The 22,047-nt window shown below is 66.6% G+C and carries 15 protein-coding genes; 11 read left to right on the top strand and 4 right to left on the bottom strand.

The annotated features are described in order from the left end of the window. Position 1: 1 nt before the first annotated feature. The 4 genes from GH664_RS13415 to clpB all read left to right on the top strand — a co-directional run bounded on the left by GH664_RS13415 (position 2) and on the right by clpB (position 7,352). Positions 2-370: a response regulator transcription factor gene (locus GH664_RS13415; protein WP_153168579.1), complete on the top strand. Its 369-nt coding sequence runs from the start codon at positions 2-4 to the stop codon at positions 368-370. 3 nt (positions 371-373) lie between these two features. After that, positions 374-2,593: an exonuclease domain-containing protein gene (locus GH664_RS13410; protein ID WP_153168578.1), complete on the top strand. Its 2,220-nt coding sequence runs from the start codon at positions 374-376 to the stop codon at positions 2,591-2,593. A gap of 37 nt (positions 2,594-2,630) precedes the next feature. Continuing rightward, positions 2,631-4,676: a sodium:solute symporter family protein gene (locus GH664_RS13405; RefSeq protein ID WP_153168577.1), complete on the top strand. Its 2,046-nt coding sequence runs from the start codon at positions 2,631-2,633 to the stop codon at positions 4,674-4,676. Between the two features lie 90 nt (positions 4,677-4,766). Then, positions 4,767-7,352, top strand: a complete 2,586-nt coding sequence (gene clpB, locus GH664_RS13400; protein WP_153168597.1) for an ATP-dependent chaperone ClpB — start codon at positions 4,767-4,769, stop codon at positions 7,350-7,352. Between the two features lie 65 nt (positions 7,353-7,417). Here the strand turns inward: clpB and GH664_RS13395 are convergent, their stop codons facing one another. Next, positions 7,418-10,774, bottom strand: coding sequence for an EAL domain-containing protein (locus tag GH664_RS13395; protein WP_228111503.1), 3,357 nt, complete (start codon positions 10,772-10,774; stop codon positions 7,418-7,420). 125 nt (positions 10,775-10,899) lie between these two features. Between GH664_RS13395 and GH664_RS13390 the strand changes: the two genes are divergently transcribed. Then, a complete protein-coding gene (locus GH664_RS13390; protein WP_153168575.1) occupies positions 10,900-12,798 on the top strand; it encodes a SurA N-terminal domain-containing protein in 1,899 nt (632 codons plus the stop codon). A gap of 126 nt (positions 12,799-12,924) precedes the next feature. Here the strand turns inward: GH664_RS13390 and fabI are convergent, their stop codons facing one another. Beyond that, positions 12,925-13,719, bottom strand: a complete 795-nt coding sequence (gene fabI / locus GH664_RS13385; protein ID WP_153168574.1) for an enoyl-ACP reductase FabI — start codon at positions 13,717-13,719, stop codon at positions 12,925-12,927. 136 nt (positions 13,720-13,855) lie between these two features. Between fabI and GH664_RS13380 the strand changes: the two genes are divergently transcribed. The 4 genes from GH664_RS13380 to GH664_RS13365 are packed head-to-tail and all read left to right on the top strand — an operon-like array spanning position 13,856 to position 20,110. Then, positions 13,856-16,108: an ABC transporter substrate-binding protein gene (locus tag GH664_RS13380; protein ID WP_153168573.1), complete on the top strand. Its 2,253-nt coding sequence runs from the start codon at positions 13,856-13,858 to the stop codon at positions 16,106-16,108. After that, entirely contained in the window at positions 16,108-17,085 is a 978-nt protein-coding gene (locus tag GH664_RS13375) for an ABC transporter permease (protein ID WP_153168572.1), read from the top strand. Before GH664_RS13380 ends, GH664_RS13375 begins: the two co-directional genes overlap by 1 nt. 5 nt (positions 17,086-17,090) lie before the next feature. Continuing rightward, the gene (locus GH664_RS13370; protein WP_153168571.1) at positions 17,091-18,533 is read left to right on the top strand and encodes an ABC transporter permease; all 1,443 of its coding nucleotides are present in this window, start codon (positions 17,091-17,093) and stop codon (positions 18,531-18,533) included. Beyond that, on the top strand, positions 18,530-20,110 hold the full coding sequence (locus GH664_RS13365) for a YdiU family protein (RefSeq protein WP_153168570.1): 1,581 nt from the start codon (positions 18,530-18,532) through the stop codon (positions 20,108-20,110). Before GH664_RS13370 ends, GH664_RS13365 begins: the two co-directional genes overlap by 4 nt. A gap of 3 nt (positions 20,111-20,113) precedes the next feature. On the opposite strand, the gene smpB is transcribed toward GH664_RS13365, so the two are convergent. Next, the gene (smpB, locus tag GH664_RS13360) at positions 20,114-20,560 is read right to left on the bottom strand and encodes an SsrA-binding protein SmpB (protein WP_153168569.1); all 447 of its coding nucleotides are present in this window, start codon (positions 20,558-20,560) and stop codon (positions 20,114-20,116) included. A gap of 139 nt (positions 20,561-20,699) precedes the next feature. Between smpB and GH664_RS13355 the strand changes: the two genes are divergently transcribed. Together GH664_RS13355 and GH664_RS13350 are read left to right on the top strand one after the other, a co-directional pair. Beyond that, a complete protein-coding gene (locus GH664_RS13355) occupies positions 20,700-21,137 on the top strand; it encodes a type II toxin-antitoxin system RatA family toxin (RefSeq protein ID WP_153168568.1) in 438 nt (145 codons plus the stop codon). A gap of 2 nt (positions 21,138-21,139) precedes the next feature. Continuing rightward, positions 21,140-21,460, top strand: a complete 321-nt coding sequence (locus tag GH664_RS13350; RefSeq protein WP_153168567.1) for an RnfH family protein — start codon at positions 21,140-21,142, stop codon at positions 21,458-21,460. An 87-nt stretch (positions 21,461-21,547) separates the two neighbouring features. Here the strand turns inward: GH664_RS13350 and GH664_RS13345 are convergent, their stop codons facing one another. Beyond that, positions 21,548-22,036 (bottom strand): DUF4124 domain-containing protein, encoded by a 489-nt coding sequence (locus GH664_RS13345; RefSeq protein ID WP_153168566.1) that lies wholly within the window; start codon positions 22,034-22,036, stop codon positions 21,548-21,550. Between the last annotated feature and the right edge of the window lie 11 nt (positions 22,037-22,047).

Genomic DNA, 22,047 nt, shown 5'->3' with positions numbered 1-22,047 from the left:
CATGAAAAAGAAGATCCTGATCGCCGACGACGAGCAGAACATCGTCATCTCGCTGGAATTCCTCATGAAGCGCGAGGGCTACGAGGTGACGATCGCGAACGACGGCGAGGAGGCGGTGCAGCGCATTCGCGAGGGCCGTCCCGATCTGGTGCTGCTCGACGTGATGATGCCCAGGAAGAGTGGCTTCGACGTCTGCCAGGAGGTGCGGGCCGACCCCGCGCTGGCGTCGGTCCGGATCATGATGCTGACGGCGAAAGGCCGCGATACCGAAGTGAGCAAGGGGCTGGCACTGGGCGCCGACGCCTACATGACCAAGCCCTTCTCGACGAAGGAACTGGTGGAAAAAGTGCGCAGCCTGCTGGAGGGTTGAGCGGTGTCCGCCCGCGCACGCTTCGTGCTTGCCGTGGTGGTGCTCGTCGTGTTGATGACGGGCCCCTTCCTGCTGACCGCGCTGTTGGTGTGGGCCGAGACGCCGGAGAGCGTGCGCCCGCGGTTGGTCGAACTGATCGCGCCGCATCTTTCGCTCGGTACGCTGCTCACCGTGGCCGGCCTTGCAGCGGGCGTGGGGGTGATCCGCGCGCTGTTTCGCCAGTATGTGCAGGGCCTGCTGCGCATGGTCGAGAACCTGCGCCTGATGCTGGGGGCGAACCGTGGCTTTCGCGTCGAACCGGACGGGCCGCCCGAGGTGCGCAACCTGGCGCAGGCGGTGAACGAACTGGCCGAACAGCGCGACGCGCTGCTCACCGATGTGGAAGCACAGATCGCCCGCGCCAAGGAATCCGTCGAGCAGGAAAAGAACCGCCTTGCGGCGTTGATGTCCGAGCTGACCCAGAGCGTGGTGGTGTGCAACCTCGACGGCCGCATCCTGCTTTACAACAGCCGTGCGCGCCAGCAGTTCCGAGCGCTGTCCGAGGCGCCGGCCGTCGGTGGCAGCGAGCTGCTCGGCCTCGGGCGCTCGATCTACGGCGTGTTCGACCGCAGCCTGGTGGCGCACGCGCTCGAGACCATCCAGCAGCGCCTGCGCCGCGGCGCAGCCCAGGCTCAGGCGAACTTCGTCACCACCACCCGCGCCGGGCAACTGCTGCGGGTGCAGATGGCACCGGTGCTGGCTGCGCCTGCCGACGGGAACGACGCCGTGACGACGGCGGAGAGCAATCCGGCTGCGGCCGGCGACGGCGTCGCGGGGCAACGGGTCGTCACCGGTTTCATCCTGATGCTGGACAACATCACACGGCATTTCGAGACCGAGTCGCGCCGCGACCAGATGCTTCACGACCTCACCGAAGGCAACCGCGCTGCGCTGGCCAATGTGCGGGCGGCGGCGGAGATGCTCGAGTACCCCGACCTGCAGGACGACCTGCGCGAGCGCTTCAGCGGCGTGATCCGCGACGAGGTGCAGGCGATGAGCCGGCGCCTGAACGGCATCGCCACCGAGTTCGCCGATTCGCTGAAGGCGCGCTGGCCGCTCGAGGAGATGCTCGGCGTGGACCTCGTCGCCGCCATGCAGCGCCGCATCGAGGCGCGCCTGCAGTTGCCGTGCAAGCTCGAGGAGATCGACGAGTCGGTGTGGGTGAAGGTGGACAGCTTCTCGCTGATGCAGGCGCTCACCTATCTGGCGAGCCGGCTGTCGGACGAGTTCGAGGTGCGCGAGGTGCGTCTGCGCTTGAGTGGTGCGGGGCGGCGGGCGCATCTCGACCTGATCTGGTCCGGACAGGCGATGAGCACCGAGACGGTCATGAGCTGGGAGCTCGAGCCGATGCGGCTGGAGGGCGAGAGCACGCCGCTCACCGTGCGCGACGTGATCGAGCGCCACGATGGCGAGATGTGGCTCGAACGCGAGAAGGTGCGGCATCGCGCCTTCTTCCGGCTCCTGCTGCCGGTGGCGACGCCGCAGGCCGAGGTGGAGCCGGATGTCTTCCTGCGCGGCGAGAGCCGCCCCGAGTACTACGATTTCGACCTCTTCAAGTGGTCGGAGCAGGCGCATGCGCTGGACGATCGGCCGCTGTCCGAGCTGGTGTACACGGTCTTCGACACCGAGACGACCGGCCTCAATCCTTCTCAGGGCGACGAGATCATCCAGATCGGCGCCACGCGCATCCTCAACGGCAAGCTGTTGCGCAGCGAATCCTTCGAGCAACTGGTGGATCCGAACCGTCCGCTGGCGCCCGAGTCGGCCGAGATCCACGGCATCACCGAGGCGATGCTGCGCGGCCAGCCCGACATCGCCCAGGTGCTGCCGGCCTTCCACGCCTTCGCCGCCGACACGGTGCTGGTTGCGCACAATGCTGCCTTCGACATGCGCTTCCTGCAGCTCAAGGAGGCGAGCACGGGGCTGCGCTTCGACCAGCCGGTGCTCGACACGCTGCTGCTGTCGGCGGTCATCCATCCCAACCAGGAGTCGCACCGGCTGGAGGCGATCGCCGAGCGACTGGGGCTCACCATCATCGGTCGCCATACCGCGCTCGGTGATGCCATCGTCACCGCCGAGGTGTTCCTGAAGATGCTGCCGCTGCTGGCGGAGAAGGGGATCCACACCCTGCGCGACGCGCGCGAGGCCGCCGAGAAGACCTACTACGCGCGGGTGAAGTACTGATGGATGCGGCGCCCGGCAGCGCGGCGAGGTTCGGCGCATGAGGCGCCAGTCCGCTTTCGCGCGGCGCCTGCGGCGTTACTACACGTGGTACACCGGGAGCTTCATCCTGTTCGTCGGCCTGCTTGCCGTCGGCGAGCATTTCGGCCTGTCGCAACGTGTGATCGGGCACGTCTTCCTGTTCATGACGATCGCCATCTACGCCGGGATCGGCGTCATGAGCCGGACCTCCGACGTGTCGGAGTACTACGTTGCCGGCCGGCGCGTGCCGGCGGTATTCAATGGCATGGCCACCGCGGCGGACTGGATGAGCGCGGCGTCGTTCATCGGCCTGGCGGGCACGCTGTATTTTTCCGGCTTCGAAGGCCTCGCCTTCGTGACCGGGTGGACAGGCGGCTTCGTGCTGGTGGCACTGCTGCTCGCCCCCTATCTGCGCAAGTTCGGCCAATACACGATTCCCGACTTCCTCGGCGCGCGCTACCAAGGCAACGTCGCACGCGTGGTCGGGCTTGCCGCGACCGTGCTGGCCAGCTTCGTGTACCTGGTAGCGCAGATTTATGGCGTGGGGCTGGTCACCAGCCGCTTCGTCGGCATGGAGTTCGAGATCGGCCTGTTCGTCGGTCTCGCCGGCATCCTCGTCTGCTCCTTCCTCGGCGGCATGCGCGCGGTGACGTGGACCCAGGTGGCGCAGTTCGTGATCCTGATCGTCGCCTATCTGGTGCCGGTGGTGATCCTGTCATACAAGCTGACCGGCGTCCCGATTCCGCAGGCGGTGTACGGGGGCGTCCTGCAGCAGATCACCGCGCGCGAGGCGGAACTGTTCGATGCGCCGAGCGAGATCGAGGTGCGCAACCTCTATCGGCAGCGTGCCGACGACTATGCGCGCAAGATCGCCGAACTTCCGCTGTCGCTGGAAGTGGAGCGTACCCAACTCGTCGAGCGGCTGAACCGCCTGCGCCTGGATACCGCACCGGCGCGCGAGATCGCGCAGGCCGAGCGCGCGCTGCGCGACCTGCCGCGCTCGCCCGACGACGCGCGACAGCGCTGGGAGCGCATCCGCGCCGAGGCGCTGGAGCGCTCGCGGCCGCCGCCGCGTCTCGCCCAGGCGCATCCGGGGGCGAATGAGCAGGAATCCAGCGTGGTGCGCAACAACTTCCTGGCGTTGATGTTCGTGCTGATGGTCGGCACCGCCGCCTTGCCCCACGTCCTGATGCGCTACTACACGACGCCGGGCGTCGCCGATGCGCGCCGCTCGGTGCTGTGGTCGCTGTTCTTCATCTTCATGCTCTATGTGACGGCGCCGGCCTACGCGGTGTTCGCCAAGTGGGAGGTCTACTACAACCTGGTCGGCTCGACGCTCAACATCCTGCCGGACTGGGTGGCCTCCTGGGGCAAGGTCGGGCTGGTGCGCATCGACGACATGAATGGCGACGGCGTGCTGCAACTGGCGGAGCTGAGCCTCAACACCGATGTGATTGTGCTCGCCACGCCGGAGATTGCCGGCCTCCCCTACGTCGTTTCGGGTCTTGTGGCGGCGGGCGGCCTGGCGGCGGCGCTGTCGACCGCGGACGGACTGCTGCTGACGATCTCGAACGCGCTGTCGCACGATTTTTACTACAAGGTGATCAACCCGGAAGCGACGACGCACCGACGACTGGTCATCTCGAAGTCGCAACTGCTGATCGTCGCAGCCGTCGCTGCCTGGGTGGCCTCGTTGCGGCCGGACAACATCCTGTTCCTGGTGGGGCTCGCGTTCTCGATCGGTGCGTCGGCCTTCTTTCCTGCCCTGGTGCTGGGCATCTTCTGGAAGCGCGCGAACCGGCCCGGCGCGGTGGCGGGCATGCTCGTCGGCCTGGCGGTCACGCTGTACTACATGGTGCGCACGCATCCCTTCTTCGGCGGCTCGATGAGCGGCGCGTGGTTCGACATCAACCCGATTTCTGCGGGCGTGTTCGGGGTGCCGCTCGGCTTCCTGACCATCATCGTGGTGAGCCTGTTGACGCCGCCGCCGCCGCAGGAGATCCAGGACCTGGTCGATTACGTGCGCTATCCGCAGCTCCCGGGGAACAGCAGGCCTTTCGATTGAGAGTCCGGCTGCGGCCGGCCTGCGCCCTTGAAGCCCGCGGATTCCGCCCCACATAGGCAGCAATCCAATATCCATTGAGGGATGTCCGCGATGCGCTTCGACAAGCTCACCACCAAGTTCCAGCAGGCCCTATCGGATGCGCAGAGCATCGCGGTGGGCAATGATCAACAGTTCATCGAGCCGCAGCACGTGCTGCGCGCGCTGCTCGATCAGGAGGACGGCGGCACGGTGTCGCTGTTGCAGCGCGCGGGCGTCAACGTGCCGCCGCTGAAGGCTGCGCTGGCGAAGGCGATCGATCGCCTGCCCAAGGTCGAGGGTCACGGCGGCGAAGTCAGCATCGGCCGCGACCTCAACAACCTGCTCAACGTTACCGACAAGGAGGCGCAGAAGCGCGGCGACCAGTTCATCGCCAGCGAGATGTTCCTGCTCGCCCTGTGCGACGACAAGGGTGAAGTCGGCCGTCTGCTGAAGGAGCACGGCCTCGGCCGCAAGGCGCTGGAGGCGGCGATCGAGGCGGTGCGTGGCGGCGGCAGCGTCGGCAGCCAGGACGCAGAGGGCCAGCGCGAGGCGCTCGCCAAGTATTGCCTGGACCTCACCGAGCGCGCGCGCGCCGGCAAGCTCGACCCGGTGATCGGCCGTGACGACGAGATCCGCCGCGCCATCCAGATCCTGCAGCGCCGCACCAAGAATAACCCGGTGCTGATCGGTGAGCCCGGCGTGGGCAAGACGGCGATCGTCGAAGGCCTGGCGCAACGCATCGTCAATGACGAGGTGCCCGAGACGCTGAAGGGCAAGCGCGTGCTGTCGCTCGACATGGCGGCGCTGCTCGCCGGGGCCAAGTACCGGGGCGAGTTCGAGGAGCGGCTGAAGGCGGTGCTGAAGGAGATCGCGCAGGAAGAAGGGCGCATCATCGTCTTCATCGACGAAATCCACACGATGGTCGGCGCGGGCAAGGCCGAGGGCGCGATCGACGCCGGCAACATGCTCAAGCCGGCACTGGCTCGCGGCGAGCTGCACTGCATCGGCGCCACCACGCTGGACGAATACCGCAAGTACATCGAGAAGGACGCCGCGCTCGAGCGTCGCTTCCAGAAGGTGCTGGTGGAGGAGCCGACGGTGGAATCGACGATCGCCATCCTGCGCGGTCTGCAGGAAAAGTACGAGATCCACCACGGCGTCGACATCACCGACCCGGCGATCGTCGCCGCGGCGGAGCTCAGCCACCGCTACATCACCGACCGCTTCCTGCCGGACAAGGCGATCGACCTCATCGACGAGGCGGCTGCGCGCATCAAGATGGAGATCGACTCCAAGCCCGAGGTCATGGACAAGCTCGATCGCCGCATGATCCAGTTGAAGATCGAGCGCGAGGCGATGAAGAAGGAGAAGGACGAAGCCTCGCAGAAACGCCTGCAACTGATCGAGGAGGAACTCGACAAGCTGCAGCGCGAGTACAACGACCTCGAGGAGGTCTGGAAGGCGGAGAAGGCCAAGGTCGCCGGCTCGGCACACATCAAGGAAGAGATCGACGCGCTGCGCGCGCAGATGGCGGAGTTCCAGCGCAAGGGCCAGCTCGACAAGGTGGCCGAGCTGCAGTACGGCAAGCTGCCTCAACTCGACGCGCAACTGAAGATGGCCGAGCAGGCGGCGCAGGGTGGCGGCACGCCGAACAAGCTGCTGCGCACCCAGGTCGGCGCCGAGGAAATCGCCGAGGTGGTGTCGCGCGCGACCGGCATTCCGGTGAGCAAGATGATGCAGGGCGAGCGCGACAAGCTGCTGAAGATGGAAGAGCGCCTGCACCAGCGCGTGATCGGCCAGGACGAGGCGGTGCGGCTGGTGTCGGACGCAATTCGCCGCTCGCGCGCCGGCCTGTCGGACGAGAACCGGCCGTATGGCTCCTTCCTGTTCCTCGGCCCCACCGGCGTGGGCAAGACCGAGCTGTGCAAGACGCTCGCCGAGTTCCTGTTCGATTCGGAGGAGCACCTGATCCGCATCGACATGAGCGAGTTCATGGAGAAGCACTCGGTCGCACGCCTGATCGGTGCGCCTCCGGGCTACGTCGGTTACGAGGAGGGCGGCTACCTGACCGAACAGGTGCGGCGCAAGCCCTATAGCGTGATCCTGTTCGACGAGGTCGAGAAGGCGCACCCGGACGTGTTCAACGTACTGCTGCAGGTGCTGGACGACGGGCGCATGACCGATGGCCAGGGACGTACGGTGGATTTCAAGAACACCGTGATCGTGATGACCTCCAACCTCGGCAGCCAGATGATCCAGACCATGGCGGGCGACGATTACGGCGTGATCAAGCTGGCCGTGATGGCCGAGGTGAAGACCTACTTCCGCCCCGAGTTCATCAACCGCATCGACGAGATCGTGGTGTTCCACGCGCTGGACGAGAAGCACATCGCTGGCATCGCGCGCATCCAGTTGCAGTATCTGGAGAAGCGCCTGGCGCGTCTGGAGATGGGGCTGGAGGTCACCGACGCGGCGCTGGCCGAGCTCGCCTCCGCCGGCTTCGATCCGGTGTTTGGCGCGCGGCCGCTCAAGCGTGCGATCCAGGAGCGCATCGAGAATCCGCTCGCGAAGGCGATCCTGGAAGGGCAGTTCGCCGCCAAGGACCGCATCCGCGTGGATGCCGAAGCGGGCCGCATCAGCTTTGGCCGGGCCAACTGAGCCGACGTGCGCGACGTCGAAGCGACAGCATGGCGGGCCGGTGGATCAGCCGGCCCGTTGTTTTGTCAGGCGGCGTTCGCTTCGTGCAGGCGTGCTCTGATGTCCGCCGCAGGCGACGCTGCGGGATGCGCCGCGGAGACGAAATTGGCCATCCATTTCTCGAACATGTCGGCGGGCAGCGGACGCGAGAAGAGGTAGCCCTGCATCGCATGACAGCCGCGCTCGGTGAGATAGGTCCGCTGTGCATGGTCTTCCACGCCTTCGGCCACCACTTCCATGCCGAGGTCGCGGGCCAGTGACAGGGCCGCCGAAGCGACTGCGGCATCCTCGGCATTACCCGGCAGGTCGTCGACGAAGGAACGGTCGATCTTGAGCCGGCCGATCGGCAGGCGCTTCAGGTAGGCGAGGCTGGAGTAGCCGGTGCCGAAATCGTCCAGCGCCAGGGTGAGCCCCAGGTCCACCAGCTTCAGCAGGCGCGCGGAGAGGTCGTCGCCTGGCTGCATGAGTGCGCTTTCGGTGATCTCGAGCTCGATACACGCAGGGTCCGCACCGGTCTCTGCCAGCACCGACGACACGCGATCGACGAAATCAGGCTTGTGGAACTGCAGGGCCGAGATGTTCACCGCCACCAGTAGCCGGGGAAGCCCCGCGCGTTGCCACGCCACCTGCTGCAGACAGGCCTGCCGCAGCACCCATTCGCCCAGCGGCACGATGAGGCCGGTGGATTCCGCCAGCGGAATGAACTGGTCGGGTGGAATGAGGCCGCGTTCGGGCTGGATCCAGCGCACCAGCGCCTCGCAACCGTAGGGTGCGCCGGTTGCCGTCTCGATCTGGGGCTGGTAGTGCAGGACCAGTTCGTTGCGCTCCAGTGCGCGCCGAAGGTCATTCTCCAGGCGCAGGCGCTCGGTCGCGCGTGCGTTCATCTCGGGGACGAAGAACTTGTAGTTGTTGCGCCCGCCCTCCTTGGCGCTGTACATCGCAGTGTCGGCGTGCTTGAGCAGGGTGTCGGCTTCGGTGCCGTCCTCGGGGAACAGCGCGATGCCGATGCTGACGGACAGGTGCAGGTCGTGATCGTCGATGTGCACCGGGTGCGAGAGCACGTCGATCATCTTGCTTGCCACCACGGCCGCATCCTCGGAATGGGTGAGGCGGGGCAACAGCGCGACAAATTCGTCGCCGCCGAGGCGGGCCAGCAGATCCTCACCGCGAATGCACCCGCTCAGGCGGCGTGCGACAGCGGCGAGCAGGCGATCGCCCGCGGGATGCCCGAGGGAGTCGTTCACCGTCTTGAAATTGTCGAGATCGAGGAACAGCACCGCCAGCGCGTCGCCATGGCGCTGGGCGGCAACCAGCGCCGCGCGCGCGCGCTCCTGCCAGGCACTGCGGTTGGGCAGGCCAGTCAGGGTGTCGTAGTGGGCCAGGTACTGGATCTGAGCTTGCGCCTCTCGTGCGCCTGTCACGTCCTGGGCGGTGCCGCGCAGCCGGATGAGGCGTCCATCGCGCCATTCGCTTTCGATGCGGAACTGCAGGATGCGCGGCGACGACGTGCCGATGCGGCAGTCCAGCGCCATGCGTCCCGGCGTCTCGGCCAGGGATTCGAACGCCTTGCGCAGGGATTTCCTGCTGTCGGGCGAAACGGCGGCGATGAGGTCGTCGACGGATTTCAGTTTCTGCTGATCGCAACCCAGGAGCTGGTGCAGCATCGTCGAGGCGTGCAGCACCTTGCTACCCGGGACGGTTTCCCAGCTTCCCATGCGGGCAATGCGCTGGGCGTCGGCCAGCGCTTCCTGTTTCTCGTTGAGGCGGGCGCTCGTCGCCTCAAGCTCTGCAGTGCGTTGCTCCACGAGCCCCGTAATGCGGCGGCGGCTTCCGGTCGTGATCAGCAGCAATGCACCGAGCATGCCGGTGGCAAGGAGTCCGGCGGCGATCGTCGACCACGCGGCCCAGCCGCGCAAGGTGTCGAGGTAGGCTGCGGTCGCGCGGCTGCGAAGCTCCCATTCGCGCCCGGCAAAGGCAATGCGCGTGCGGTGGGAGACCTGGCGATCGATCCAGGCTGCCGACTGGCAATCGGGCGCGCCCGACAGGCGAGCAGACTCGCTGGCAGCGGAGAGATCCGTCAGGCAGAGTTCGATTCCCGTGGCGGCACCCTCATCAGCCGCCGAGGCGAGCAGGTCGTCCATGCGCAGGGCCGCCGAAATCACGCCGAGCGTGCGACCGTTGCCGGCCTCGCGCACCGCCCTGTAGATCATCACGCCAAGCTGCGATCCGCTTTCCTGAACCAGACGGATGGCCGATGTCGCAACTGGCAGGCCGGTTTCGCGCGTCTTCGCGAGCGCTTGCGCAGCCACCGGCAGCGACAGCGGATTCAGGCCGACGGCGTTGCGGTTGTTCGCGAATGGCTCGACATACGCGTTCGGCAGGTACTCGTCGTGCTCCACCGCCGGAAATGTCCGGCCCTTTTCATCCCGGTCGAGGATCGTGTATCCGTCCAGCCCTTCCGCGCGCATCCTTTCCTCGAACGCAGCGCGGTCGGCGTGCCGCACCAGCGGACTCCAGTTCAGGCTCTGCGTACCCGGATGGGCCTGCATCCAGGGGTGGACGAATTCGCCGAATTCGCTACGGTTCACGTCCGGGCTGACGGCCATCAGGCGTTCGATGGAAAGCAGTACGTCGAGCTGCACGCCGAGCCGCTTGTTCAGGCGTTCGGCAAAATGTTCCGCATCGCGGGCGAACTGCACTTCGACGCGCTGGTCTTCCCAACGCATGACCTGGCGATGGGCCAGTCCCAGAAGTACCAGTGCGATCGCCATCGGTATGGCCACGCCCGTACGTCGCGACCGCCACGCTGCCGCAGGCTTGCCCGCCAGCACGAACATCAGCGGCGCCGCGATCAGCACGCCCAGCGTGTCACCGGCCCACCAGCTCCACCAGTTGAAGGCGGCCTCGCTGACAGGAATCACCTTCGCCCAGACCAGGGCAGGAATGGCGATGGACGGGCTGATGAGGGAACTCACCGGAGCAGCCACGCCCAGGAACCGCAGGACCGAGCGCGGCGTGTCGAGGGCGTTCGGGAGGTCGATCAACCGTCGTGCGAGAAGCGTGCCGGCCACCGCCTGCAGGCTGGCGCCCAGCGGGACGATCAGCAGGCCGAGCGGGTTCCAGCCCGGCTCGCCGAGCATCGGCCAGGAGGCGAAGATCTGCACGACCAGGGATCCGAGATAGACCGCTGGCCACGAGCGCAGGCCAAAGATGAGCAGGGCGGACAGAGCGATGCCGGCGGGCGGGAACGCGGCCGCGGTATAACCTGGCGGTACGGTGAACTGGAGCGCCACTGCGCCCGTCAGCGCATACGCGAGGGAGATCAGGAGGTTGACGGACAGGCTGCGCATCGCGCGAGTATAACTGCCAGGCCCGGTCGCCATTTGTGACGCAGCGCATGCAGAAGGGCAGATTTGCGGCGCATTGCGCTAAACTCGCGGTCTTTGACGATCCCCGACCGCGTGGGCAGGGAGCGTCGGACACCTTACTGGCTCACACGGAATTCACGATGTTCGAGGCTGTTCGCAACAACAAGCGCGTTGCCCAGGTCATTCTCGCGCTGCTCATCATTCCCTTCGCCTTTTTCGGCCTGGATGCCTATTTCCACAACGCGCCGGGCGCAAACGAGGTGGCCATCGTCAATGGCAAGCCCATCAGCGAGGCGGAGTTCGACCGGGCGCTGCGCGAGCAGCAGGATCGCCTGCGCGGAGCTGCCGGCGGGCAGGTGGACAGGACGCTGCTGGAGTCGGAGGAATTGCGCCGCGCCGTGCTCGATAACCTGGTGAATCAGCGCGTGCTCGCCCTTTATGGCGCCGAGAGCCGCCTCACTGTGACGTCTGCGGCACTGCAGCAGACCATCGCCGGCCTCGAGGGCTTCCAGCAGGATGGCCGTTTCTCGCTCGAGCGCTACGAACAGGTGCTGCGTGCGCAGGGCATGACGCCAGCAATGTTCGAGGCCCGCGTCGCCCAGGATGTGCGCATCCAGCAGGTTGCGACGGCGGTGGGCGAGGCTGCCTTTGTCCCGGCAGCGTCTGCGCGGCGTTTCCTGGTTGCCCAGCTCGAGGAGCGCACCGTCAGCGAGATGCGCTTCCCGGCTGCGCGCCATATTGCAGACGTCAAGCCCACCGACGAGGAGATCAGCGGCTTCTATGCGGCCAATCCTGCGCGCTTCGAGCGGCCCGCCAGGCTCAAGGCGGAATACGTCGTGCTCGACATGGCCGCGGTGGAAAAACAGGTGAGCGTGAGCGAGGAGGAGATCCGCGCCGCCTACGACAGCAATCCGCAGCGCTTCGGCCAGCCGGAGGAGCGTCGCGCGCGGCACATCCTGCTGCAGCTCGAGGCCGGCGCAAGCGATGCGGAGGCGCAGAAGGTGACGGCGCGGGCGCGGGAGCTGGTGGCCGAGCTGCGCAAGGATCCCGCCCGCTTTGCCGAGCTCGCGAAGGCCAACTCGCAGGACACCGGCTCGGCGAGCCGCGGTGGCGACCTTGGCTTCTTCGGCCGCGGTGCGATGGTCAAGGCTTTCGAGGACGCGGCGTTCGCGCAGAAGAAGGACGAGATCGGCGAGCCGGTGCGCTCGGAGTTCGGCGTGCATATCATCCAGGTCACCGACGTCAAGCCGTCGACCATCCGCCCGTTTGCCGAGGTGCATGACCAGATCGCCGGCGAACTGCGCGCGCAGGCGGCCGGGCGCCGTTTCGCCGAGCTGGCGGAGCAGTTCTCCAACACCGTGTATGAACAGGCCGACAGCCTGGCGCCGGTCGCGGAGGGGCTCAAGCTTCAGATCAGGCGCAGCGACTGGATCTCGCGCGGTGCCGACGCTCTCGATGGCTATCGCAACGAGCGCCTGATGAGCGCCCTCTTCGCCGACGATGTGGTGAAGAACCACCGCAACACCGAGGCCATCGAAGTCGGCAACAACACGCTGGTGGCGGCGCGCGCGTTCGAATACGAGCCGGCCCAGCGGCTGCCGCTCGAGGACGTGAAGGCGCAGATCGCCGAGCAGTTGCGCAATGAGGCTGCGGCGAAGAAGGCGGCGGAAACGGGCGAGGCAACGCTCGCGGCGCTGAAGAAGGGCGAGCCGGCGAGCGGAACCTGGGCGGCGGCACGCAGCCTGCATCGCGCGGAGCCCGGCTTGCCCGGCCCGTCCATGCAGGCGGTGTTCTCCGCACCGACCGCCAAGCTGCCGGCCTACGTCGGCCTGGCCGTGCCCGGCGGCGACTACACCATCTACCGCATCGATGCGGTGAAACGCCCCGAGCTGGCGAACGACGATCCGCGCATTGCGGCAGTCGTGTCCCAGTACCGTCGCCTGGCCGCCGAGCGTGACTTCAGTGCCTTCCTGTCCGAGTTGCGCAGCCGCTACAAGGTGGAGCTAAAGCCGCGCGCCGCGACGAATCAGGCGGGCTGACGCCGCGCCTGGACGGCAGGCGCTCAGCCGGCCGCATACTGAAACGACAACGCCCGGGGATCCCGGGCGTTGTCTTTGGTGCGGTAGCGCAATCGCGCAGGCGCCGTGTCGGGCGCCCGCGCGCGCTCAGGCAGGCTGTTCGGCGTTGCCCAGCGCAGTGGTGTTGAAGCCGCCGTCGACGTACATGATCTCGCCGGTGACGCCGCTGGCCAGGTCCGAGCACAGGAAGGCCGCGGCGTTGCCGACTTCCTCGATCGTCACGTTGCGACGCAGCGGGGCGTTGTGCTCGTTGAAGGCCAGCAGCTTGCCGAAGCTGCCGATGCCGGAGGCGGCCAGCGTCTTGATCGGACCGGCCGAGATCGCATTGACGCGTGTGCCTTCGGGGCCCAGGGTCACGGCCATGTAGCGCACGGATGCTTCCAGGCTGGCCTTCGCCATGCCCATGATGTTGTAGTTGGGCATGGTGCGCACTGCGCCCAGGTATGAGAGGGTCAGCAGCGAGCCGTTGCGCCCCTTCATCATCGGGCGGGCGGCCTTGGCCAGCGCCGGGAAGCTGTAGGCGCTGACTTCCTGCGAGATGCGAAAGGCTTCGCGCGACAGGCCATCGAGGAAGTCGCCCTCGAGCGCCTCGCCGGGAGCGTAGGCGATCGAATGCACCACGCCGTCGAGCCCGTCCCAATGCTGGCCGAGCTGTTCGAACAGTCCGGTGATCTGTGCGTCATCCTGAACGTCAAGTGGAAAGAGCAACTGGCAGCCGAAGTCTGCCGCCATCTTGGCGACACGCTCCTGGAAGCGCTCGTTCTGAAAGGTGAAGGCCAGTTCCGCGCCTTCGCGGTGCATGGCCTTGGCGATGCCGTACGCGATCGAACGGTTGCTGAGCAGTCCAGTGATGAGGATTCGCTTGCCGGCTAGAAAGCCCATGAGTACAACTCCAGATGACGGTTTTGCAGGATTATACCCAAAGGCGCCGTGGTCAATCCGTTCATGCGGGCACCGGCGAAACCTGACAGAATCCGCGCTTTCCGACCGGCTCCGCCGCAAATCCGTCCGTCCCCTGATGCGCCTGCTGTCGCTCCGTCTCCCGGCCTTGCGCCGCGCCGTCCTGTTCCGAGCCCGATTCGGCGCGTTCGCGTGCGCCGGCTTACTGCTGCTGGGCGGATGCGGGCCGGTATGGAACGACCCCTATCCTGCGGGCGAGCGCGGTCAGAACATCCTGTACTCCGCCTTCACCGAGCGCCCCAAGCATCTCGATCCGGTGCAATCCTACAGCGAGGACGAGGCGACCTTCCTGTACCAGATCGTCGAGCCGCCGCTGCAGTACCACTATCTGAAGCGGCCTTACGCGCTGGAGCCGGGCGTCGCCGCCGAGATGCCGCGGCTGCGCCGCTACGATGCCGCCGGCCGCCTGCTGTCGGACACGGCCGATGCGTCGCGGGTGGCGAAGAGCGTCTACGAGATCCGCATCCGCCCGGGCGTGATGTACCAGCCGCATCCGGCGTTTGCCCGTGCCAATGACGGCACGCCGCGCTACCTGTCGATGGCGCCCGAGGATCTGCGCAAGATCCGCGGGCTGAGCGATTTTGCCGAGACCGGCACGCGTGAGCTGGAAGCTGCCGATTTCGTGCATCAGATCAAGCGCCTGGCGCACGCGCGGCTGCATTCGCCGATCTTCGAGCTGATGGCCGAATACCTGCCTGGCCTGAAGGAGCTGCAGGCGCGGCTGGCCGACGAGGCGAAGAGAAACCCCGGCTGGATCGATCTGACCCGATTCGAGCTGCCGGGTGTCGAGGTGGTCGATCGCCACACGTATCGCATCACGTTGAAGGGTGCCTACCCGCAATTCCTCTTCTGGCTGTCGATGCCTTTCTTCGGGCCGGTGCCGCCGGAGGCCGACCGCTTCTTCGGCCAGCCGGGCATGGCCGAGCGCAACCTGACGCTGGACTGGTGGCCGGTCGGCACCGGGCCTTACATGCTGGTGGAAAACAACCCCAACGCGCGCATGGTGCTGGTGCGCAACCCGAATTACCGCGCGGATGCCTACCCCTGCGAGGGCGAGGCGGCGGACCGAGAGGCTGGCCTGCTGGCCGACTGCGGCAAGCCCATGCCCTTCATCGACAAGGTCGTCTTTTCGCGCGAGCGGGAGGGCATCCCGTACTGGAACAAGTTCCTGCAGGGCTACTACGATGCCTCGGGCGTGTCGTCGGACAACTTCGACCAGGCGGTGTCGATGACCAGCACCGGCGAAGTCAGCCTGTCCGACGAGATGGAGGCGCGCGGCATCCGCCTGCTGACGTCCGTGTCGCCGTCGATCTTCTACCTCGGCTTCAACATGCTCGATCCGGTGGTGGGGGGCGGGGACACCAGGGAAGGGCGGGAGCGCGCGCGCAAGCTGCGCCAAGCGGTGTCGGTGGCGCTGGACATGGAGGAGTTCGTCTCCATCTTCCTCAACGGCCGCGGCGTGCCGGCGATGAGCCCGATCCCGCCGGGGATGTTCGGCGCGCGCGAGGGCGAGGCCGGCATCAATCCGGTGATCTACGAATGGCGCGACGGCCAGCCGCACCGACGCGGGGTGGACGTCGCGCGCCGCCTGCTCGCCGAGGCGGGCTGGCCGGAGGGGCGCAGCGCGAAGACCGGCGAGCCGCTGATCCTGAACCTTGACACCACGCCCGGCGGGCTCGGCGACAAGTCGCGCTCGGACTGGCTGGCGAAGCAGTTCCGCGAGCTGGGCGTGCAGTTCGTGGTGCGGCCGACCGACTTCAACCGGTTTCAGGACAAGGTGCGCCAGGGCAACGCGCAGCTCTTCTTCTTCGGCTGGAATGCGGACTATCCCGACCCCGAGAACATGCTGTTCCTGCTCTACGGTCCGCAAGGCAAGGTGAAGTTCCAGGGCCAGAACGCATCGAACTACGAGAATCCTGAATACGACAGGCTGTTCGAACGCATGAAGGCGATGCCCGACGGCCCCGAGCGCCAGCAGATCATCGACCGCATGGTGGGCATGCTGCGCGAGGATGCGCCCTGGCTGTTCGGTTTCCACCCCAAGTCTTATTCGCTGCAACACGGCTGGGTGCATAACCGCAAGCCCGGCAACATCGTGCGCAACACGCTGAAGTACCAGCGCATCGACGTGGCGCGACGCGAGGCGGCGAGGGCGGAATGGAACCGGCCGGTGCTGTGGCCGCTGTTCATGCTGGCGCTGCTGCTTGCCGCCATCGTCGCGCCTGCGCTGCGCCACTGGCGCCGCCACGAGCGGGCCACAGCGGCGGGCGCATCGGCGATGCCGGCGGCCGACGTGAGAGGAGGGCGCTGATGTTCGCTTATCTCGTACGCCGCGTGCTTTACGCGATCCCGATCCTGATCGGCGTGAACCTGCTGACCTTCGTGCTGTTCTTCGTGGTGAATTCGCCCGACGACATGGCGCGCATGCAGATCGGCGTCAAGCGTGCCACGCCGGAGGCGATCGAGCGCTGGAAGGTGGAGCGTGGCTACGACAAGCCGATGTTCTACAACCCGGCCGTCAGCGGCTCGGCGCGGGTGACGGACACGATCTTCTTCAACAAGTCCCTGCGCATGTTCGCGTTCGATTTCGGCAGTGCCGACGATGGCCGCGACATCGCGCGGGAAATTCGCGAACGCATGGGGCCGTCGCTGGCCATCGCGCTGCCGACTTTTCTGCTCAGCCTGTACGCGGCGATCAGCATGGCGCTGCTGCTGGTGTTCTTCCGCGCCACCTACCTGGATTTCTGGGGTGTGGTGGGCTGCGTGGCGATGATGTCGATCTCCAGCCTCTTCTACATCATCGGCGGCCAGTGGCTGGTGTCCAAGCTGTGGTCGCTGGTGCCGATCTCGGGCTATGCGACCGGCCTGGACGCGACGCGCTTCCTGGTGTTGCCGGTGGCGATCAGCGTGATCGCCGGCATCGGCTCGAGCGTGCGCTGGTACCGCACGATCTTCCTCGAGGAAATATCGAAGGACTACGTGCGCACTGCGCGCGCGAAAGGCCTGTCGGAGCTGCGCGTGCTGTTCCGGCATGTGCTCAAGAACGCGATGATTCCCATCCTGACCGGCGTGGTGGTGGTGATTCCGCTGCTGTTCATGGGCAGCCTGCTGGTGGAATCCTTCTTCGCCATCCCGGGGCTGGGCAGCTACACCATCGATGCGATCAACGCGCAGGATTTCGCCGTGGTGCGGGCGATGGTGTTCATCGGCTCCGTGTTGTACATCGTCGGCCTGATCCTGACCGACCTCTCCTATGTGCTGGTCGATCCGCGGGTGAGGCTGGAGTGATGGGCATGAGCTTCCAGCCGGTGTTCCTGTGGACCGACGCGCTGCTGTTCTTGTTGCTGCTGGCCTGCGTGCTTGCCGCGCTGCATGTGCGCAACACCGAGCCGCTGCGCGACGCGTGGCACAAGGTCGGGCGCCGGCCGACGGGCATGGCGGCAGCGACCGTTTTGTGCGCCTTCGTGCTGGTCGGCCTGCTCGACAGCCTGCATTACCGCCCCCGCCTGCCGGAGCTGCCGGCCGCGGCCGACGCAAGCATCTCCGCTGCGGCGGCGCACAAGGGCGAGGCCGTCTATTCCTCGGAAGTGTTGTCCGCGCTCGATGCGCTGCTCGCGCCCTTGCGCTTGCAGACGGAAAAGACCTATTCGGCACCGTTCGCGTTCACGCTGTACCAGCGCGAAACCGTGCAGGCGCCAGGCGGCGGCCAGGAGCGGATCTATCCGCGCCTGGTTCATGGCGCGGCTCACCTGCAGGATCCGGCCGCGGAGCGCGGCGGAGATGTCGCATTGCGGACGCTGGCGGCGCTGGGCCTGGCCGCGGCGGCCTGGGCCATTGCTTTCCTGATCGCGGCGTGGCGCGTGGCGCGCAGCGAGCGCCTGCCGTGGGATGAGGCCGTCTCGGCGCTGCTGCGCGGCCGCACGGTGCTGGCCTGGCGTGCGGCGCTGGCGACGCTGGCGGTGCTGCTCGTGATCGTGTCGGCCTGGGCGACGCTGGCGCCGCACTACCATGTCTTCGGCACCGACAAGGTGGGGCAGGACGTGCTGTATCTGGCGTTGAAGAGCGTGCGCACCGCGCTGGTGATCGGCACCATCACGACGCTGGTGATGATGCCGTTTGCGGTGGCGCTGGGCATCGCCGCAGGGTATCTCGGCGGTTGGGTGGATGACGCCGTGCAGTATGTCTACACGGTGCTGAACGCGATTCCGGGGGTGCTGTTGATCGCGGCCGCCGTGCTGATGATGCAGGTGGTGATCGACACGCACCCGCAGTGGTTCGACACTGCGGCGCAACGTTCGGATGCGCGGCTGCTGGCGCTGTGCTTCATCCTCGGCATCACGAGCTGGACGGGGCTGGCGCGGCTGCTGCGCGGCGAGACGCTGAAGTTGCGAGAGCTGGAATATGTGCAGGCGGCGCGCGCTTTCGGCGCGAGCACGACGGCGATCCTGCGCCGGCACATCCTGCCGAATGTGATGCACATCGTGCTGATCGCGCTGGTGATGGATTTTTCCGGGCTGGTGCTGGCCGAGGCGGTGCTGTCCTACGTGGGTATCGGCGTTGATCCGACGACGATCAGCTTCGGCACGATGATCAACATGGCGCGTGCCGAACTTGCGCGCGAGCCGATGGTCTGGTGGTCACTGGCAGCAGCCTTCGTGTTCATGTTCGCGCTGGTGCTGGCGGCGAACCTGTTTGCCGACGTGGTGCGAGATGCGTTCGATCCGAGACGTTCATGAGAAATCTTCGATTTGACAATCGCTTCGTCCGCGAGCTGCCGGCTGATCCCGAGCCGGGTGGCCACGTGCGGCAGGTGCATGGCGCCTGCTACTCTCGGGTGATGCCGACGCCGGTGCGCAAGCCGCAATTGCTGGCCTGGTCGCTCGAAGTGGCGGCGCTGCTGGGGCTGGACGATGCGGACGTGCGCTCGCCCGAGTTTGCCGATGTCTTCGGGGGCAACGCGCTGTTGCCGGGCATGGAACCTTACGCGGCCTGTTATGGCGGACACCAGTTCGGCAACTGGGCGGGGCAGCTCGGCGACGGGCGCGCAATCACGCTGGGCGAGACGATCAACGACCGTGGCGAGCGTTGGGAACTGCAACTAAAGGGCGCCGGGCCGACGCCGTATTCGCGACGCGCCGACGGCCGCGCGGTGCTGCGCTCGTCGATCCGCGAATTCCTGTGCAGCGAGGCGATGCATCACCTCGGCGTGCCGACCACGCGCGCGCTGTGCCTGGTGGGCACCGGCGAGCAGGTGATCCGCGACATGTTCTACGACGGTAATCCGCGACCCGAGCCGGGCGCGGTGGTGTGCCGGGTGTCGCCGTCCTTCATCCGCTTCGGCAATTTCGAGATCTTCGCCTCGCGCGGCGAGGAGGAACTGCTCGGGCGGCTGATCGACTTCACCATCGCGCGCGATTTCCCCGAGATCGAGGGCGATCGCGCGCAGAAGCGCGTGCGCTGGTTCGAGGAAGTGTGCCGGCGCACTGCGGTGTTGATGGCGCACTGGACGCGGGTGGGGTTCGTACATGGGGTGATGAACACCGACAACATGTCCATCCTCGGCCTGACGATCGACTACGGCCCCTATGGCTGGATCGACAACTTCGACCCCGACTGGACACCCAACACGACTGACGCTGCCGGCCGGCGCTACCGCTTCGGTCACCAGCCGCAGGTGGCGCACTGGAACCTGTGGCAACTGGCCAACGCCATCTATCCGGCGATCGGCAAGGTCGAGCCGCTCGAGGCAGCGCTGCTTGGTTATGCCGACATCCACGAGGCAGAGAATCGCCGCATGACGCTCGCCAAGCTCGGCCTGGCGGACTGGCAGGATGGCGACGCGGCGCTAGTCGAGGAGTTGCATCGGCTGTTGCATGAAGGCGAGATGGACATGACGCTCTTCTACCGCCGCCTGGCCGATGTCGACGAGAAATCGGTGGGGGAAGGCGGCGCAGGCCATGCCGTGGCGGGTTTTGCCGACGTGTTCTACACGGACGAGCGGCGTGCTGCGGTGCAGGAGGGGGTCTCGGCCTGGCTCGGCCGCTACGCGCAGCGCTTGCGCGGGCAGGCGCTGCCGCGTGAGCAGAGAACGGCGGCGATGAAAGCGGTCAATCCGCTTTACGTGCCACGCAACTTCCTGGCGCAGGAGGCCATTGACGCGGCGGAGCAGGGCGACCTTTCCCTGGTGGATGAGCTGCTGGACGTGTTTCGGCGCCCCTATGAGGTACAGCCGGGGCGCGCGCGCTTCGCTGCCAAACGCCCGGACTGGGCGCGGCACAAGGCCGGGTGCTCGATGCTGTCGTGCAGCTCGTGAGGCTTACACCTTCACCCGCATCAGGCGCTGCTTTTCGCGGTCCCAGTCCTTCTTCTTTTCGTCCTCGCGCTTGTCGTAGAGCTTCTTGCCCTTGGCGAGGCCGATCTCGACCTTGATGCGGCCCTTGGTGTAGTGCAGGTCGAGCGGCACCAGCGTGAAGCCGGCGCGTTCCACCTTGCCGATGAGGCGCGCGATCTCGTTGGCGTGGAGCAGCAGCTTGCGCGTGCGCACCGGATCGGCGTGGATGTGGGTGGAGGCGCTGGCGAGCGGCGTGATGTGCATGCCGAAGATGAAGATCTCCTCGCCCTTGATGATGACGTAGGATTCCTTGATGTTCGCCCGCCCGGCGCGGATCGCCTTCACTTCCCAGCCCTCGAGGACGAGGCCGGCCTCGTATTTTTCCTCGATGAAATAGTCGTGGTAGGCCTTGCGGTTGTCGATGATGCTCATGTCGCGAAATCCAGTCTGGGCGCGTTGTGGCGCCGCGCATGCCCGCGCCGGCAGCGAACGGGCCGGCCGCATGCGGTAGAATCGCGCATTTTAGCAGTTCGGCACAGGCGCCGACTTCGACTTTCTTTCCTTCGATTTCATGGCCGACGTCAAGAAGCTTGTCCTGATCGAATTCACGCCCGAACAGATGTTCGAACTCGTCGACCGCTGCGAGGACTACCCGGCGTTCCTGCCGTGGTGCGGTGGCACCGAGGTGCATGAGCGCACTCCCACGCTCACCGCGGCGACGATCCATATCAACTACCACGGCATCAAGGCCCACTTCAGCACCGAGAACACCAAGCTGTGGCCGCGCCAGATGAATCTGCGCCTCACCGACGGCCCCTTCACGCATCTGGACGGCGAATGGCGCTTCACGCCGCTGGGCGACACGGCCTGCAAGGTGGAATTCGGCCTGCGCTACCAGTTTTCCAGCAAGCTGCTGGAGAAGGTGCTGGGGCCGGTGTTCAACCACATCGCCAATACCTTCGTCGATTCCTTCGTCAAGCGCGCCGCGCAGATCTATGCAAAGGGCTGATCATGGCTGAGCACATTCGCGTCGAAGTCGTCTATGCTCTGCAGCATCGCGCGGAAGTCGTGCAGCTCCAGCTCGACGAGGGGGCGACCGCGCGTCAGGCGGTCGAGGCGTCCGGCCTGTTGCAGAAGTATCCCGACATCGAGCTCGACGGTCGCAACAAGCTCGGCATCTTCGCCAAGCTCGCCAAGCCCGACACGGTATTGAGAGATCGCGACCGCATCGAGATCTACCGCCCGCTGATCGCTGATCCCAAGGCGGTGCGCAAGAAGCGCGCCGATGAAGGCAAGGTCATGAAGAAGGGCGGCGGTCCGGCGGAAGAGTGAGGGCAGGAGCGCGCAGCGGCGCATGGGCTGCGGCCGTCGGCGGCTTTGCCGGTCGCCCGGGCCATGACGGCGCCCTGATCTTCGCTTCTACTGGCAGTTCTGGTCGATCTGCTGCTGCAGGCGGCTGGTTTCCTCGGCGCGCGCGGCGTCATCGAGGAATTCGCGCTCGCCGGCTGCGTTGGGCCGTGCGATGCGCACGCCGGATTTCAGGGCATTGAGCTGATTGCGCGCTTGCGCGCAGAAGCGCTCGCGCTCCGCGGCCGCGGCGGCTTCCTTGTCGGCCTTGGCCTGGCTTTCGGCTTCCGCAGCGCGGCGCTGGCGAAACTCCAGATCGCGCTCGGCAGTGGACTTGGGCTTGGTGGCGTCGGTCGCGGTGCTGGTGCCGGGCGCCGCATCAACGTTGGCCGGGCCGGCAGGAGGCGCCACGCGCCCGGGGCGCAGCACCTTCACCTCGCCGGTGGATGGCGGCACGTCCGAATACACCGTGCGCCCGTCCTTGTCCTTCCAACTGTAAATCTGCGCCGCTGCAGGCAGCGCGGTGACAAGGGCGAGGAGCGCGGCGGCGCTGCGTATCATCGATCAACTCC

Source organism: Thauera sp. 2A1, from assembly GCF_009469595.2.
Taxonomy (GTDB): Bacteria; Pseudomonadota; Gammaproteobacteria; order Burkholderiales; family Rhodocyclaceae; genus Thauera.
Note: the sequence above shows the minus strand (reverse complement) of the source record. Positions and strands in the feature narration are given on the sequence as shown.

Excerpts from the sequence above, each read along its gene's own strand:
- GH664_RS13415 (WP_153168579.1), top strand. The coding sequence starts at position 2 with ATGAAAAAGAAGATCCTGATCGCCGACGACGAGCAGAACATCGTCATC.
- GH664_RS13405 (WP_153168577.1), top strand. The coding sequence starts at position 2,631 with ATGAGGCGCCAGTCCGCTTTCGCGCGGCGCCTGCGGCGTTACTACACG.
- clpB (WP_153168597.1), top strand. The coding sequence starts at position 4,767 with ATGCGCTTCGACAAGCTCACCACCAAGTTCCAGCAGGCCCTATCGGAT.
- GH664_RS13395 (WP_228111503.1), bottom strand. The coding sequence starts at position 10,774 with ATGGCGACCGGGCCTGGCAGTTATACTCGCGCGATGCGCAGCCTGTCC.
- GH664_RS13390 (WP_153168575.1), top strand. The coding sequence starts at position 10,900 with ATGTTCGAGGCTGTTCGCAACAACAAGCGCGTTGCCCAGGTCATTCTC.
- fabI (WP_153168574.1), bottom strand. The coding sequence starts at position 13,719 with ATGGGCTTTCTAGCCGGCAAGCGAATCCTCATCACTGGACTGCTCAGC.
- GH664_RS13380 (WP_153168573.1), top strand. The coding sequence starts at position 13,856 with ATGCGCCTGCTGTCGCTCCGTCTCCCGGCCTTGCGCCGCGCCGTCCTG.
- GH664_RS13375 (WP_153168572.1), top strand. The coding sequence starts at position 16,108 with ATGTTCGCTTATCTCGTACGCCGCGTGCTTTACGCGATCCCGATCCTG.
- GH664_RS13370 (WP_153168571.1), top strand. The coding sequence starts at position 17,091 with ATGAGCTTCCAGCCGGTGTTCCTGTGGACCGACGCGCTGCTGTTCTTG.
- GH664_RS13365 (WP_153168570.1), top strand. The coding sequence starts at position 18,530 with ATGAGAAATCTTCGATTTGACAATCGCTTCGTCCGCGAGCTGCCGGCT.
- smpB (WP_153168569.1), bottom strand. The coding sequence starts at position 20,560 with ATGAGCATCATCGACAACCGCAAGGCCTACCACGACTATTTCATCGAG.
- GH664_RS13355 (WP_153168568.1), top strand. The coding sequence starts at position 20,700 with ATGGCCGACGTCAAGAAGCTTGTCCTGATCGAATTCACGCCCGAACAG.
- GH664_RS13350 (WP_153168567.1), top strand. The coding sequence starts at position 21,140 with ATGGCTGAGCACATTCGCGTCGAAGTCGTCTATGCTCTGCAGCATCGC.
- GH664_RS13345 (WP_153168566.1), bottom strand. The coding sequence starts at position 22,036 with ATGATACGCAGCGCCGCCGCGCTCCTCGCCCTTGTCACCGCGCTGCCT.